This is a genomic window from Bacillus sp. JAS24-2 (assembly GCF_008274905.1).
Taxonomy (GTDB): Bacteria; Bacillota; Bacilli; order Bacillales; family Bacillaceae_G; genus Bacillus_A; species Bacillus_A cereus.
The window spans coordinates 5,008,890-5,022,866 of the sequence record NZ_CP031068.1 but is presented as its reverse complement, the minus strand read 5'-3'; the positions used below and the strand labels follow the sequence as shown (position 1 = coordinate 5,022,866).

Below are 13,977 nucleotides of genomic sequence, written 5' to 3'. Positions count from 1 at the left end.
TGAGGGGGGTGCCAGTAAGAGATGAAAGGACTATTTAAAGGATTAAAATATACATTAAGTAATTTGAGCAAGAAGAAGGTAACGTATGATTATCCAAATCAACCGTTGCCGTTGCCAGACCGTTTTCGAGGAATTCAAAAATTTTATCCGGAGAAATGTATTGTTTGTAATCAGTGCTCTAACATTTGTCCGACAGACTGTATTCAGTTAACAGGAAAGAAACATCCGGATCCTACGAAAAAAGGAAAAATTATCGACACGTATGATATTAATTTTGAAATTTGTATTCTTTGTGATTTATGTACAGAAGTTTGTCCGACAGAGGCAATTGTCATGACAAATAACTTTGAACTCGCGGAATATTCACGTGATGACTTATTTAAAAATTTGCAGTGGCTTGACGAAAACGACGAAAACGTCAGGAAGGAGAATAAGGCATGAATGGCGAGTTTGTAGCATTCTTTATACTATCCTTGTTTGCAATTATCGGCGGTGTTCTTATGTTGAACTTAACGAAAGTTATGCACATGATGTTAGCTCTCGTTCTGACATTTCTCAGCATTGCAGGTTTGTATTTTCTTTTATCAGCCGAATTTATAGGCGTTGCACAAATTTTACTTTATTCTGGTGCAATCACAATTATTATGATTTTCGGCATTATGTTAACGAAACATAACGCGGAAAATGAATCGCGTCTTACTCTTCGAAAATGGATTATCTTCTTTGCAGTTGTAGCATTTGGAGCGGTTATGTATTTCGCTGTTAATAATGTTGATTTTGCAAATGAAAGCACACAAGGAAGTTTACCTCTCCATGAAAACAACACACTTCAAATCGGTACGCTTCTCTATTCAAAATATATTATCCCATTTGAACTAACTTCAGTTATTTTACTTGTAGCACTCGTTGGCGCAATTATACTTGCGAAAAAGGACGAGAAAGAGGAGGATTCCAATGAGTAGCGTTCCAGCTTCTGCATATTTAACACTTGCGATTATTTTGTTTTGCATCGGTCTATTTGGAGCTTTAACAAAGCGGAATACAGTAATCGTATTAGTTTGTATCGAATTAATGCTGAATGCTGCCAATTTAAACTTAGTGGCGTTTAGTAAATTAGGCTTATTTCCGAATTTAACAGGTCAAATTTTCTCACTGTTTACGATGGCTGTAGCGGCAGCGGAAGCGGCGGTAGGACTCGCTATTTTAATTGCTTTATATCGTAATCGTACAACAGTTCAGGTGGATGAAATGGATACGCTTAAAGGATAGCATTGTGACCGAAAAAGGGGGAAGGAAACAATGATCGATTATGCATGGCTCATACCGCTTTTCCCACTCGTTTCGTTTTTGTTACTTATTATATTCGGGAAGAAAATTAGAGAAGGAAGCAGCGTACTTAGTATTTTTTTCGTCTTTCTCTCCTTTATACTTGCGGTACTTGTGTTAATAGAAAGGTTTTCAGAAGCAAGCGTGAAGCATAAGTGGGTGTGGCTTAGAGCTGGAGATGTGGATATATCATTCGGATTTGAAGTGACTGCATTAGGAGCTTTAATGTTATTTATCGTGACGCTTGTGAGTCTACTTGTACATGTGTATTCGAAAGGTTATATGAAAGGTGATGAACGATTACCAACCTTTTACGCATATTTAGGACTCTTTACATTTGCGATGTTAGGGCTTGTTATATCAACGAATTTATTACAGCTTTATATATTTTGGGAATTAGTTGGCCTTGGTTCATTTTTACTTATCGGTTTTTATTTCTTTAAAGAAGAAGCGAAGGCTGCTGCAAAAAAGGCTTTTATTATGACCCGTATTGGGGATGTTGGTTTATTTATCGGGATGATTTTAATTTTTTGGTACGCAGGTAGTTTTGAATATGACGCAATATTTAGGGCGATTTATACAGGGGATCTACCTCCTTACATGATTACAATAACAGCGATATTAATTTTTATCGGGGCGATGGGAAAATCAGGTCAGTTCCCGCTTCATACGTGGTTGCCAGATGCAATGGAAGGGCCAACGCCCGTTTCGGCACTTATTCACGCGGCGACGATGGTCGCAGCTGGCGTATATTTAGTAGCGACGATGTTTCCTCTATTTTCAGCAAGTACAGTGGCGATGCAGACAGTGGCAATCGTTGGAGCTTTCACTGCAATCTTTGCGGCCTCTATCGGTCTTGTGCAAACAGATATAAAGAGGGTGCTTGCTTATTCTACAGTTAGCCAGCTCGGGTATATGATGCTCGCGTTAGGTTCTGCCGGTTATGTAGCTGGTATATTCCATTTAACGACACACGCTTTTTTTAAAGCACTACTATTTTTGGCGGCAGGAAGTGTAATTCATGCTGTGCATACGCAAAACATTAATAAAATGGGCGGTTTACAGAAGAAGATGAAAGTAACTGGTACGCTATTTTTAATAGGTACCCTTGCCATTAGCGGTGTTCCGCTGCTTTCCGGTTTTTTCAGCAAAGATGAAATTTTAGCGGCGACGTGGATGAATGGCAATTACGTTTTATTTACTTTAGCGGTAATTGCGGCGTTTTTAACAGCATTTTATATGTTCCGCCTATACTTTCTTGTCTTTACTGGAGAAACGAAGACGAAGGAAGAAGTGCATGAATCGCCTCGCGTTATGACGTATCCAATGATTGTTCTCGGCGTTCTTGCGGTAGTGGCAGGATATATAAATACACCATGGTTTGGGACATTTCTCGGAGATTGGTTGACGAAAGATGTAGGGTTTAAGGTTGAAGAAGCGCATGGACCAGTTTGGATTATGATTGTTGCGACACTCGTTTCATTTGCGGGAATCGCTCTTGCATATTTCATATATGGCAAGAAATCAATTTCTAGAGATTGGGCTGGGGGTACGGAAACATCTCTTTATAATCTTTTGAAAGAAAAATATTATGTGGATGAACTATACAACATGACGGTGATCCCTATTACGAAAGGAATCGCTCATGTGCTTCGCTTATTTGAAGTGTATGTAGTCGAAGGAATTGCAGTTTTAATTGGAAGTGTAGTTAAAGGCACAAGTAATCTTGGATCGAAACTTCAAAACGGGAATGTACAAGTGTACGGTACTGTAACGGCGGTTTCGCTCGCTGTACTCGTCATTATTTTGCTCTATACGGGAGGGGATTTACGATGAATGATTTGTTGTTAACGTTCTTCATTTTTTCCCCGCTTTTAGGAATTTTATTGCTTGTATTAACACCGAAAAAGGAATTGCGTACAGTGCGGGCGCTTGGCTTATTTGGGACGGCACTTCCATTTGGAATCGCTATCGTCCTCGCTTGTACATATGCTTCTGGAAAGAATTTGTCACTATTTGATGAAAAGGTGAAATGGATTAAGTTTGGAGATTTTACAGCGGTGGATAAAAGGTGGTTTTCTATTTATTACGAGCTCGGTATTGATGGTTTGTCGCTTGTCATGATGGTACTGACGGCTCTTCTAGCGATGCTTGCAGCAATTGCAGCCTTTTCTATTAAAAGAAACTTAAAAGCATTTTATATGCTGTTACTTATGCTAGAAATAGGAATGCTCGGCGTCTTTGCTGCTCAAAATTTAATGTTGTTTTTTATCTTCTTTGAAATTACGTTGCCACCAATGTTCTTATTAATTGGAAAGTGGGGAAAATTGTCGAGTGAAAAGGCTGCGTATAGTTATTTAATATATAACGGTATTGGCTCAGCTATTTTGCTCATTGTTTTCTCAATTCTGTTCGCGAAAACAGGTACAACAAATATTGTGGAGCTGAAAGAGATATTAAGAAGCGTAAGTGCAGAAGGAGAACTTGTCATCCCAAGTAGCTTACAGCTTGGTGTATTTATTTCCATAATGATTGCCTTTGCAATTAAACTACCTGTTTTTCCGTTGCACCGCTGGATGGTCAATGTACACATAGAAGCGCATCCAGCTGTAGTTATGCTTCATGCTGGAGTTTTGCTAAAGATTGGAGCATACGGTATTATTCGCTTCGGGAAAGGGCTATTCCCGGAATATTTTCACGATGTTGCAACGCTAATTGCGATATTAGGCGTAATTAATTTATTATACGGTGCCTTTTTAGCGCTCATCCAAACGGACTTTAGGAAAGTACTGGCTTACTCTAGTATTTCGCATATGGGAATTGTGTTAATGGGACTTGCGTCACTTAATGCACCTGGTACACAAGGAGCGCTATTCCAAGTTGTATCACATGGTTTAATTGCAGCCTTGCTATTCTTCCTACTGGGTGTTATAGAACAACGATTTGGAACTTCGGATATTACGGTGCTAGGCGGACTTGCGAAAAGTGTACCGATACTTAGCGGATTCTTTTTAGCAGGAGGAATGGCATCGCTTGGATTACCAGGGATGTCTGGGTTTGTTAGTGAATTTCTTGCCTTTCTCGGTTTATTTCAAGGAGAGCCCGTCATTGCTGCAGTCGGTGTGATTGGCATCATTTTAACCGCTGTATACGTATTAAGGGCGACACTTCAAGTGACATTTGGAAAGAAAGAGTGGGAAGCAAAATCTGATATACACGGATGGGAGTATGTCCCTGTTTTACTACTTATCTTTTGTATTATTGCAATTGGAGTTATGCCAGAGTTACTAGGGGATCCGCTTCAAAATACATTGAAAACATTGGGGGTGAAGTAGGATGGATATGAATACGTTACTTAGCTTATCGTGGCATCTAATGGTGCCAGAATTTATTATTCTCGGCGCCGCCATCCTTCTTTCCATATGTGATTTGTTTTTTAAGCTGAATCATAGATATGTAGCTCTTGGTGCGATTGCTGCTATCGTATTAGCAATCGTGTCATTAATTACGCTATATAGCGAACCAGCTGGAGATATTTTAAACGGATCGTTTGTGTTAGATGGATTTTCAAAAGGGTTTAAAACATTGCTATTAGGTGCCTCAGCTCTTATTTTATGCACCGCGATGAGCGATGATAAGAAGAATCCAATTGAAGATAAGGGTGAATATTATTACTTATTTTTAATGGCACTTCTTGGTGCGATGTTCATGGCTTCTAGTGTTGATTTCATTACCCTTTTCGTTGGTTTGGAGTTACTTTCACTTTCTTCTTATATTTTAGTAGGAATACGAAAAAAGAGCCGTGCATCAAATGAAGCGGCAATGAAATACGTCATTAGCGGAGGAATTGGAACGGCGATTACGCTCTTCGGAATGAGTTATTTATACGGTATTACAGGTTCAACTAACATTGTAGATATGCAAAAGGTACTCACTGGGGAACTCGCTAGTGGTATTCAGTTATTGTTAGCTCTCGCATTTCTTTTATTGCTAGTCGGTCTCTCATTTAAAATTGCCACAGTGCCGTTTCATATGTGGGCACCTGATGTGTATGAAGGAGCGGCTACACCAGTTACTGCTTTTCTTGGAACGATTTCTAAAATTGCTGGTTTCCTACTCATTATTCGTTTGTTCCTTATGGTTTTTGCAAGTGTATTAATACAAGGAGATATGCAATCTTTATATGGGCATATGAGTATATATATCGCGGTGTTAGCAAGTATTACGATGATTGTTGGGAATGTAGTTGCGTTAAAACAATACAATATAAAGCGTTTATTTGCTTATTCGGGCATTGCTCATGCAGGGTATTTACTCGTTCCACTTGTGGCATTATCACCATTTACGATGGATAGCATGTGGTTTTATATGCTGGCATACATGCTTATGAATATAGGTGCATTTGCTATCATCCACGGCTTAATCTTACAAAATGATGAGGAAAATATAACGATTTTCACAGGTTTATATAAAAGGTCGCCATTTGCAGCGATTATGATGACAATCTTTATTTTATCGTTGGCTGGGATACCAGGAACGGTTGGCTTCATTGGAAAGGTTAATATCTTTTTAGGCGCGCTTCATGTAGAGCCAGCACATTACGTACTAGCTTCGATTATGATGGGTACGACAGTTGTTTCATTCGTATATTATTTCCGTATTTTACAACAAATGTTTTTCCGCACAGGAGAGACAGAAGAGAGGATACGGTTACCGTTAAATATAAAGGTTGTTATGAGTCTTTGTGCAATTTCGATTGTAATACTAGGGATTATGCCGATGATTGGGTACAATTTCTTTTATGAATATTTTCCATTAATGAAAGATTTCTTCTTCTTAGGGAACGTGGTACAATAGTGAAAATAAAAGGTGTGGAGTCAGTACTCTGCGCTTTTTATTTTGTGTTAACTTGTAATGTAGATATACGTTTTTGGAAAGAAAATCACGATGTAAAATGTAAGATGTCTATGTGCATTTGAAAAAGTGTAGCTCCTACTTATTATGGTATCGTTTTTATATTCTTTCATAAGTAGTAGCTGAGTAAAAAGGGGTCGATTTTTTGGCACAACTTTTAGGGCAACAAGCACTGATTGCCATTGTTTCGCATTTATTGTTTATTACCATTACGTGGTGGGCCTTACAAGGCATTCACATTGAGCGTTTAATGAAGTCCGGAAAAGTGCTGCAGACGCGAGTATTACTCATCTTAATTACAATTGCAATTGGGACATCTGTAAGTAACTTTTTCCTTGATTATTTAGGCTATTCGAAGAGTTTAACGTATTTAGTAAAGTAAGTGTATAGAACCTCAAATCTCCGTTAACAATGGGGATAGGAGGGGATGAAATTGAAGCTTAAAGCCATTCTTATTGTTGCACTTAGTGTTGTTTTATTTTTGGTTGGATATAGAGAGATGAAACCGATAAGCGATGAACAGAAAATGGAGAGCATGATCAAGGCTTTAGAGAAAAATGATGCTAAGGTAGAAAAATGGTCATGGTTAGCGAGAGAAACAAAAACAATTTCTAACATACATACGTTTCAAAAGTTGTTAAACGATGTGAAGGAAAAAGCAAATATTCAAAAGTGGGAAGTAGAGCAATCTCCAGATGGATATAAAGCTACATCCTATAAAAAGCTTTCTTCTTATGAAGAACGAGTAGTAGTAACTTGGAGTAAAGAAAATACTAAAGAAAACACTTTCATTATCTTTGAAGTAAGTGGGGCGAAATGGGACCCGAAGTATGTTCAAAACATGAATAAAATTTTTAGTGAAAAACCTATAATTTACACTTGTGTTCAAGGTGTACTGAATGATAAGATTGAAGGTGTTTTGCAAAATAAAACCAATCAGGTTTTGAAAGATCTTTCAGCAAGAGCGATCGAACAAGTAGAAGAAAGAGCATTTGTGTCAGTCTCCGCATACAATAAAAAGTGGGATGACGCTCTTTCAACAAATAGAGAGAAAATAAATGTGCAAATAGCAATACGTTCTACAGACAACAAAGATACAATTGTGGTTGGCACACCGATCATAACTTCTGAGTATTGAGTGAATAGATACTGAAAAAAGGACACGGAGGGGAATAATTTGGAAAAGATCATCGTCCGTGGCGGAAAGCGGTTAAACGGCACAGTGCGTGTTGAGGGCGCAAAAAATGCTGTATTACCTATAATCGCTGCAGCCCTATTAGCGAGTGATGGAAAGAATGTACTATCTGAAGTACCAGTTTTGTCTGATGTATACACAATTAATGAGGTATTACGTCATTTAAATGCTGAAGTCGTATTTGAAAATAATCAAGTAACAATCGATTCTTCTAAAGAACTAAACATTGAAGCACCATTTGAATATGTACGTAAAATGCGTGCATCTGTTCAAGTAATGGGACCATTATTAGCACGTAACGGTCGTGCTCGTATTGCACTTCCTGGTGGATGTGCAATTGGTTCACGTCCAATTGACCAACATTTAAAAGGCTTCGAAGCAATGGGAGCAAAAGTACAGGTTGGTAACGGTTTTGTTGAGGCATATGTTGAGGGAGAACTAAAAGGAGCTAAAATCTACTTAGACTTCCCAAGCGTAGGCGCGACAGAAAACATTATGTCTGCAGCTACATTAGCAAAAGGGACAACAATTCTTGAAAACGCAGCGAAAGAACCAGAAATCGTTGACTTAGCTAACTTCTTAAATGCGATGGGAGCAAAAGTACGCGGAGCTGGAACTGGAACGATTCGTATCGAAGGCGTTGATAAATTATATGGTGCAAACCACTCTATTATTCCTGACCGTATTGAAGCGGGAACATTCATGGTTGCAGCAGCAATTACTGGTGGAGACATCTTAATTGAAAATGCTGTACCTGAACATTTACGCTCAATTACAGCGAAAATGGAAGAAATGGGTGTTAAAATTATTGAGGAAAACGAAGGTGTACGTGTTATCGGCCCAGATAAGTTAAAAGCGGTTGATATTAAAACTATGCCTCACCCAGGTTTCCCAACAGACATGCAATCACAAATGATGGCATTATTACTACAAGCTGATGGAACAAGCATGATTACAGAAACGGTATTCGAAAACCGCTTTATGCACGTTGAAGAATTCCGTCGTATGAATGCTGATATTAAAATTGAAGGTCGTTCTGTTATTATGAACGGTCCAAACAGCTTACAAGGTGCTGAAGTAGCAGCAACTGACTTACGTGCTGCAGCTGCATTAATCTTAGCTGGTTTAGTATCAGAAGGTTATACTCGTGTAACTGAGTTAAAACATCTTGACCGTGGCTATGTAAACTTCCATAAGAAATTAGCTGCATTAGGTGCAACTATTGAACGTGTAAACGAAAAAGTAGAAGAAGTGAAAGAACAAGAAGTTTCTGATCTTCACGCTTAATTGAAATAGTCTCTATGTCTTTTGACATAGGGGCTATTTTTTTGGGTTATTACTGTTATAGTCAATAAATTCTATACTTATGCACGTACCAGTAAAAATATTTAGAAAATTTCTGTTTTATACTCTTCCCCTTAAGTATGTTCTAAAAGAAAGAGTTGTTCCATAAGAATGAATGGAGTAAAGCTTTTATATTGGGGGAAAATAGGATGAAATTTTCAAAGCCACTTTTTATTACAGTAGCGCTCTTAATAGCGCTCGTTATCATTGTACCTGCAGCCCTTGTTATTCCATTTGCGAAAGCAAAAGTAGGGGAAGAAACGGCCTCTAAAACTCCTCCAGCGATAGAAAGCATACCAGCTCCAGGAAAAGTAGATACAGCTGTTCAAGTTGCTGTATATCGCGAAAAACAAAAGAAGGTAGAAACATTACCAGTGGAGGAGTATGTGACAGGTGTAGTAGCTTCTGAGATGAATGCCAGTTTTGAAATAGAGGCACTAAAGGCGCAGGCATTAGCAGCGAGAACATTTGTAGTACAACGTATGCTAAGCGGAGGAAAGAAAAATAATGCGGACGTGACAGATACGGTGAAAGATCAAGTGTACAAAGGCAAAGATGAATTGAAGAAGCAATGGGGCAATAACTACGAAAATAATTTGAAGAAAATCGAAGAAGCCGTTTCGAAAACAGCAGGACAAGTTTTAACGTATGATGGAAAACCAATTTCAGCATCCTTCTTTTCAACGAGTAATGGCCGAACAGAAAATGCAGCTGACTATTGGGGAAATGATTATCCGTACTTGAAAAGTGTAGATAGTCCGTGGGATCAAGCCTCTCCAAAGTTTACGAGCGAGCAAACATTTACAGTAGCTGATTTTCAAAAACGTCTCGGTGTGAAAGTGCTAGCAGACGGGAAGGTTGGAAATATTAAAGATCTTACGGAAGGAAAGCGCGTAAAGGATGTAGCTTTTCAAGGAAAAACATTAACAGGAAAAGAAGTTCGTGAAAAGTTAGATTTACGTTCTTCTGATTTCACGTGGAAACAACAAGGAGATAAAATCATCGTTACAACGAAAGGCTTCGGTCACGGCGTTGGTATGAGTCAATACGGGGCGAACGGCATGGCAGCGGAAGGAAAGAAATATACAGATATCGTCGCTCATTACTATAAAGGCGTTGAAATAAAGACGATGAATGATTATGAAGGAAAACTGATGGTGAAGAAATAGGTGTCAGAACTCTGGCACCTATTTTTTCTGTTTAAAATATCATAATTTTCCATTAACTGTTTGATATAATAGGATAAAAAGGCATTTGGGGGAGATGAAATGGCGTTACTAGAGTTGAAACAGTTAGGGAAGACGAACCAGTTACCGGAAATTGAGCTAAAGGTTGAAAAAGGACAATGTATTGTTTTGCAATGCAATAATCATACAGCTAAAGTGTTACACCGCATTATTATTGGTGAAGAAGAAGCTTCAACTGGCAACGTACTGTTTGAAGGGGAAGCAATTGGAAAGAAAAATTATTTCCGCATCGGCTTTTGTTTTTTGAAAGATGAAGCATATGATCGTTTGAAGGTGAAGGAATACTTTAAGTTTCTATTAGGACTTTATGAATCAAAGGTAAGTATAGAAGAAGTCGTACAGTATGTTGGTCTCCTAGATAAACTAAACGTTAAAATAGAAAAATTGTCATTTTCAGAGAAGCGCCGTCTTCATATAGGACGAATTATGATTCATAATCCAGATTTAGTCATTTTGGAAGAGCCAGAGCAAAATGTAGATACAGAGAGTACGATTATTATTCGAAAAGCAATTATGAAAATGAAAGAGCAAGGAAAGGCAATCTTTATTACGTCATCTTTCCTATCGGATGCCCTTTCGTTAACAGAGGATGTATACATATTAAACAACGATGGTGTGAAAAAAGTAGAAATTGAACAAGAGGAAGTGGAAGAAGTCGGTGAAGAAAAAGTCATTCAAATGATTCCGCAAATGAAGTTAGAAAGAATACCTGCGAAAGTGAACGATAAAATCATTTTACTTGATCCGATGGAAATCCATTTCATTGAAACGCAAAACGGAGTAACGCATATTCACGTTCGTGAAGGCGATTTCGTATGTGCATTAACATTAAGTGAACTAGAAGCAAGGTTAACAGGTTTTGGTTTCTTTAGATGTCATCGCTCGTACCTTGTGAATTTACAAAGAGTGCGAGAAGTGATTACTTGGACTCGTAACAGTTTTAGCTTAATTTTAGACGACGAAAGAAAAAGTTCAATCCCGCTTTCAAAAGGACGAATGGATGAATTAAAAGGTGTTATTGGACTATAAAAGTGCTCCAATAAGCTCAACATGCGATTCATTCACCGGTAAAAATACTCCTTTTACCGGTATTTTAATGCGCCTACCCTTTGTTTTTCATATGATTGAGTCAAGAAAAGCGAAACAAACGAACGAAAAGCGCTAAAGCGACTTTCATCTATAAAGAAGAAAAACAAAGGGGATGAAGAAATGACATTGGCAATTGAAATGAAAGATGTAATGAAAAGTTTCAACGAAAAAACGGCACTTCGAAATGTAAATATTGAGGTGAAGCAAGGAGAGATATTCGGATTCCTTGGACCGAGTGGATCTGGTAAGACGACAACAGTAAAAATTTTAACTTCTCAATTGCTTCATAGTGTTGGAACGGTAAGAGTATTAGGGAAAGATATTACAGGACCAAGTAGCATCGATTACAAACGAATTGGTATTTTAACAGATAACAGCGGCTTATATGAAAGACTTAGCATTTATGATAACTTACTATTATTTTGTGACTTATATGATTGCAAAAAAGAACGAATCGATGAAGTACTAGCACAAGTGAATTTATTAGATGATAAAAAAACACCAGTAAAAAAATTATCAAAGGGAATGAAGCAACGCGTCACACTAGCAAGAGCAATCCTTCATAAACCAGATATCCTCTTCTTAGACGAACCAACATCTGCACTTGATCCAGTAAACGTACAAAACATTCATAAAATCTTAAAAGACTTAAATAAAGAAGGAACGACGATTTTCTTAACGACTCACAACATGGACGAAGCAGAAACGCTTTGTAACCGCATTGCCTTCCTGTGTGGCGGAGAGATTGTAGCAATTGATACACCGGAGAACCTTCGCTTACAATACGCGAAAGATCAAATACAAGTCGTGTTAAAGGATAAGAAGAAAGAAACGGTACAAAAAGATGAATTAGGTGCAAAACGTATTTCAGAATGGATGAACAAAGGAGAATTACTATCCATTCATTCACACGAACCAACTTTAGGCGATATTTTTATTGAAGTTACTGGGAGGGGATTATAATGACATTTTCAATGAGACGTGTATCAGCTATTTTTAGAAAAGAAGTACAAGATTTTAAGACAAATTCACAAGTGTTGTTAATGGCATTTTTACCAATTATACTTTCATTTTTGTTTAGCAGATTTGGAGCGGGAAAGGAAATGTTAGGAATTACTACTATAACGGCCTTCCTATTTGTCGCAGGCTTTGTTCAATCTATGGTAATTGCAGAAGAAAAAGAAAAACATACATTGCGTGTATTAATGCTATCACCGGCATCTTCGGTTGAAGTTCTACTTGGAAAAAGTATATTAACAGCATGTTTGACATTGGGCATTTGTATTGTGAACTTATTTATTTTGGATCAATTCAGTGGAAATCTATTATTGCTAGGATTTATTTTCTTATGTGGAACAATTTTATTTATTGTGATTGGAACAATGATTGGATTGTTAGCTGCATCTGTACCACAAACATCAATAATTGGAATGCCGATATTAATGACGATGTATTTGGCTGTACAGTTTGAGCCAATGGTTGAAAATAAAGTAATTAAGACGATGATTGGATATCTTCCAACATCTCATATTGTGAAAGCACTTAACAGTTTAGTAGGTGGGACGGGATTTGGTAGTATTAGTGGGCATGTATTAAATGTTGCAGTTTGGCTTATTATATCGCTCTTTGTATGTTTAATCGTATATAAAAAGAAACAATTAGATTAAAAACTGAGCCAAAAGTGCTCAGTTTTTTCTTTTTTCTATCATTTCCTCGGAAATTTTGCAATTCTCATACATATTTTTACAGATTTTGTCGAAAAGTAATTAGTTATACGTTGTATAGGATACGTGAATATTGTTCAAAATGATTGCTGAGGTGATGATGGAATGCGAGGAAGAAATAATAAAAAGTCGCAAAAGGTAGTACATTTATTTCAAAAAAGATGGGTGTTTCCGGCACTATACATTGCTTGTGCAGCGGTAATCTTAATGGTTGCGCTATGGTTCCAAGGAGCTAATCCGAAGAAGACTCCAAACCACGATCAAGCAACACCGTATACACAATCGGAAGATCCAGCAGTACCAGTAACAAAATCTTCAGAAGTAGTGAAAATGCCAGCTGCCGCGAATGCGGAAGTAGTCGTACAGAAGAAATTCTATGAAGATGCAGCAACTGAGGCGGAACAAGAAAAAGCACTTGTCTTTTATAACAACACATATTCCCCGAACAAAGGAATTGACATTGCTGCGAAGAATGGAAAAGAATTCAATGTTGCTGCTGCTTTAAGTGGTACAGTAACGAAAGCTGAAAAAGATTCACTTCTTGGTTATGTTGTAACAGTTGATAGTGGAAATGGTGTAGCGGTATCTTATCAAAGCTTAGGCAGTGTGAAAGTAGAAAAAGGTGCAAGAGTTGCACAAGGTGAAGTATTAGGAACATCCGGTCTAAGTGCAATGAATAAAGAGGCAGGTTCTCACGTTCATTTTGAAGTACGTAAAGACAATGTGGCTGTGAACCCTGAACGTTACTTAAATAAATCAGTAACAGAAATTAAAGCTGATGCAGGTGCTGCAAAGGCTACGAATGCTTCTGGTAAAAAAGCTGATGACAAATCTCAAAAAGAAGAGAAGTCAACGAGCACGAAACCTGAAAGTAAAACAGAAGACAAGTCTCAAAAAGAAGAGAAATCAACAAGCGGTTCAACTAGTGACAAAAAAGAAGAACCGAAGAAAGAAGAAAAATCAACAAATGGTTCTACAGAATCATCTAACGATTCTTCTTCACAAGAATAATGAAGTGAAAAAATCAGTTCCCACTAGGGGAGCTGATTTTTTTATTTTTATATAAAAATACTCAATTGCGAGAAAAAAGTTGCAATAACAAGGAAAAATGACGAGATTCTCGAATATATATTACAAA

At 37.6% G+C, this 13,977-nt stretch carries 14 protein-coding genes; all 14 read left to right on the top strand.

Annotated features, from left to right (window positions below; all coding sequences use genetic code 11):
- Window positions 1-21 precede the first annotated feature (21 nt).
- Window positions 22-441, top strand: a complete 420-nt coding sequence (nuoI, locus tag DN407_RS26140; RefSeq protein ID WP_000677191.1) for an NADH-quinone oxidoreductase subunit NuoI — start codon at window positions 22-24, stop codon at window positions 439-441.
- Window positions 438-962, top strand: coding sequence for an NADH-quinone oxidoreductase subunit J (locus tag DN407_RS26135; protein WP_001012807.1), 525 nt, complete (start codon window positions 438-440; stop codon window positions 960-962). The genes nuoI and DN407_RS26135 overlap by 4 nt, the downstream gene beginning before the upstream one ends.
- Complete coding sequence (nuoK, locus tag DN407_RS26130) at window positions 955-1,269, top strand: NADH-quinone oxidoreductase subunit NuoK (protein ID WP_000100079.1); 315 nt, start codon at window positions 955-957, stop codon at window positions 1,267-1,269. The genes DN407_RS26135 and nuoK overlap by 8 nt, the downstream gene beginning before the upstream one ends.
- Before the next feature lie 30 nt (window positions 1,270-1,299).
- Complete coding sequence (nuoL, locus tag DN407_RS26125) at window positions 1,300-3,162, top strand: NADH-quinone oxidoreductase subunit L (RefSeq protein ID WP_000568224.1); 1,863 nt, start codon at window positions 1,300-1,302, stop codon at window positions 3,160-3,162.
- Window positions 3,159-4,661, top strand: a complete 1,503-nt coding sequence (locus DN407_RS26120; RefSeq protein ID WP_098290722.1) for an NADH-quinone oxidoreductase subunit M — start codon at window positions 3,159-3,161, stop codon at window positions 4,659-4,661. Before nuoL ends, DN407_RS26120 begins: the two co-directional genes overlap by 4 nt.
- Window positions 4,662-4,668: 7 nt before the next feature.
- Window positions 4,669-6,183, top strand: a complete 1,515-nt coding sequence (nuoN, locus tag DN407_RS26115) for an NADH-quinone oxidoreductase subunit NuoN (RefSeq protein WP_347402779.1) — start codon at window positions 4,669-4,671, stop codon at window positions 6,181-6,183.
- A 202-nt stretch (window positions 6,184-6,385) separates the two neighbouring features.
- The gene (locus DN407_RS26110) at window positions 6,386-6,622 is read left to right on the top strand and encodes a DUF1146 family protein (protein WP_000057889.1); all 237 of its coding nucleotides are present in this window, start codon (window positions 6,386-6,388) and stop codon (window positions 6,620-6,622) included.
- 51 nt (window positions 6,623-6,673) lie between these two features.
- Window positions 6,674-7,378 carry a YwmB family TATA-box binding protein gene (locus tag DN407_RS26105; RefSeq protein ID WP_000767916.1) on the top strand — a complete coding sequence of 235 codons (705 nt, stop codon included), beginning with the start codon at window positions 6,674-6,676 and terminating at the stop codon, window positions 7,376-7,378.
- Between the two features lie 39 nt (window positions 7,379-7,417).
- Window positions 7,418-8,722 carry a UDP-N-acetylglucosamine 1-carboxyvinyltransferase gene (gene murA / locus DN407_RS26100; protein WP_000411274.1) on the top strand — a complete coding sequence of 435 codons (1,305 nt, stop codon included), beginning with the start codon at window positions 7,418-7,420 and terminating at the stop codon, window positions 8,720-8,722.
- A 206-nt stretch (window positions 8,723-8,928) separates the two neighbouring features.
- Window positions 8,929-9,948, top strand: a complete 1,020-nt coding sequence (gene spoIID, locus DN407_RS26095) for a stage II sporulation protein D (protein ID WP_000672659.1) — start codon at window positions 8,929-8,931, stop codon at window positions 9,946-9,948.
- Window positions 9,949-10,047: 99 nt separating this feature from the next.
- On the top strand, window positions 10,048-11,055 hold the full coding sequence (locus DN407_RS26090; protein ID WP_084063842.1) for a LytTR family transcriptional regulator DNA-binding domain-containing protein: 1,008 nt from the start codon (window positions 10,048-10,050) through the stop codon (window positions 11,053-11,055).
- Window positions 11,056-11,235: 180 nt separating this feature from the next.
- A complete protein-coding gene (locus DN407_RS26085; RefSeq protein ID WP_098290720.1) occupies window positions 11,236-12,078 on the top strand; it encodes an ABC transporter ATP-binding protein in 843 nt (280 codons plus the stop codon).
- A complete protein-coding gene (locus DN407_RS26080) occupies window positions 12,078-12,782 on the top strand; it encodes an ABC transporter permease (RefSeq protein WP_000144443.1) in 705 nt (234 codons plus the stop codon). The genes DN407_RS26085 and DN407_RS26080 overlap by 1 nt, the downstream gene beginning before the upstream one ends.
- A 162-nt stretch (window positions 12,783-12,944) precedes the next feature.
- Entirely contained in the window at window positions 12,945-13,850 is a 906-nt protein-coding gene (spoIIQ, locus tag DN407_RS26075; RefSeq protein WP_001214926.1) for a stage II sporulation protein SpoIIQ, read from the top strand.
- The last annotated feature ends 127 nt before the right edge of the window (window positions 13,851-13,977 follow it).